We start from the raw sequence: 1,570 nt of genomic DNA, 5'->3' as shown, positions 1-1,570 counted from the left end.
TGGTGCCGCGACTGGCGGTCGCGCTGGCGCAGACGAGGCCGTGCCCGAAATGGATGGTGCAGGGAAAGGCTGACGTAAGAACATAATCAGGTAAATCGAGACGTTAGAATTTGTTGACGCCGCAGGTGTGCTTCGGTGGCAAAACCCTTCTCTACACACGCGCGGTGTCGGAGCCGGAGTGGTGTCTCGCGACTATTTTCCGGAGCGCCTTGACCAAGCTGGATTCGAGCCACTATGGGTTATCGCTGGCGAGAAGAACGTTCATGCGGAGCAGTATCGGCAGCGGCAACGGATTCGGTGGACGTCTCCATCACACGACGGTGTTCATCATTGAGGGCGGATGCTTGAAGTCTTTCGTCCAGAAAATCGATCTGATTCAACCCGTGAGGAACAGCTAAAGGCACTATGGGAAAACCGATAAAAATTTTCAAGGCTACCTTTTTCATTTACTCCGCCGAGGACGGTTTTCTTGGTGCGGATGGCTTGTCTTTCAAACCAGATGTCGCCACTTTGCCCCCCTTGAACAAAATGTTTGAGTTGCTTATGCCCTTTAAGACCAGTTCATAGGGGTGTTCACTATTTCCCTCTCGCTCTACACGGTTTAGTAGCAGCAATTTAAGTACGTCAACATCCTTTTCTGTCGGCGGTTTTGATCCAAAGCGAAGGATATATTTTTGAGCGTCGTGATATCGCTTGAGATCTTCCTTTACTGCCAGAAGAATTAGTACGCGAGCATTCGACGAGCGATACACGTAAACAATGAACGTTGCCATTGAGACGTACAAACCTAAAATAACTTCCTTACTAGCCAAGACCTGGGAAACGTTGAATAGCAAGACAATCAGGAGACTGATATTGAAAAGCACAAAAAGATTGAGCATTGCGCGACGGATGCTTGCGGCGCTCCCGAGTTGTTGATTAACGGACGCTTCCAGATCTGATTGTTGGCGCCGGCGAGTGTCCTCGTCAGCGACTTTTCGGCTCATTTCCCAAAGTTGGTCAATGGGCATATCCACGTCATTCTTGGTTCTGGAAATCAGTACCGCGTCTATGGTTGCCTGTAAGTTGGACACACTAGGTTCGGACATGTACACGCGCACCGGACGTGTTAGCCGGTCTGTACCGCTTATCTCAGCGCCGGCCTCCGTAGGCTTCTCACTTTTATCGGAGACACTCGATGGAAGCAGGCCTGATTTATCCTCCGCCAAGCGGAATATCTCTTCAAGCTTACGCTGTATTGCGTCCATCTGCTTAGCCGAATCGACAACCTCGATCGACGGGATGAAGACCCCGTTCGCTATGTCCTTAGCCAATCGTCTCCCCAGTTTCGAGGTAAGAGCTACCCCAATTGCCGCCATAGAACCTAGCACGGCAACAATTGTCTGGGGGTCTATTTTTGAGAGGAATGCGGACAGGAATTCTAACATTTCATGAAGTGACTGTATTGACGATGAGCAATTGTACTCCAACCAAGAAGAGGCTCTGAGCAATTGTCAGTGATGAACAGAATTGCAGGAGCTTCTGTTGGGTAGATTGCGTTTTCCACGCCAAACTGGACACCCATTCCACG

2 protein-coding genes are annotated in these 1,570 nt (G+C 50.0%); both read right to left on the bottom strand.

Features of this window, described 5'->3' with window-relative positions:
- Nucleotides 1-239: 239 nt before the first annotated feature.
- Entirely contained in the window at nucleotides 240-446 is a 207-nt protein-coding gene (locus BM252_RS30775) for a hypothetical protein (protein WP_139236837.1), read from the bottom strand.
- Nucleotides 447-1,427, bottom strand: coding sequence for a hypothetical protein (locus tag BM252_RS30770; RefSeq protein ID WP_139236836.1), 981 nt, complete (start codon nucleotides 1,425-1,427; stop codon nucleotides 447-449). It lies immediately after the preceding gene.
- Nucleotides 1,428-1,570 lie beyond the last annotated feature (143 nt).

It is taken from the genome of Rugamonas rubra (genome assembly GCF_900114705.1).
GTDB classification, from domain to species: Bacteria; Pseudomonadota; Gammaproteobacteria; order Burkholderiales; family Burkholderiaceae_D; genus Rugamonas; species Rugamonas rubra.
Note: the sequence above shows the minus strand (reverse complement) of the source record. Positions and strands in the feature narration are given on the sequence as shown.

What these genes read in the sequence shown, in the direction of transcription:
- BM252_RS30770 (WP_139236836.1), bottom strand. Translation starts at nt 1,427, where the DNA reads ATGTTAGAATTCCTGTCCGCATTCCTCTCAAAAATAGACCCCCAGACA.
- BM252_RS30775 (WP_139236837.1), bottom strand. Translation starts at nt 446, where the DNA reads ATGAAAAAGGTAGCCTTGAAAATTTTTATCGGTTTTCCCATAGTGCCT.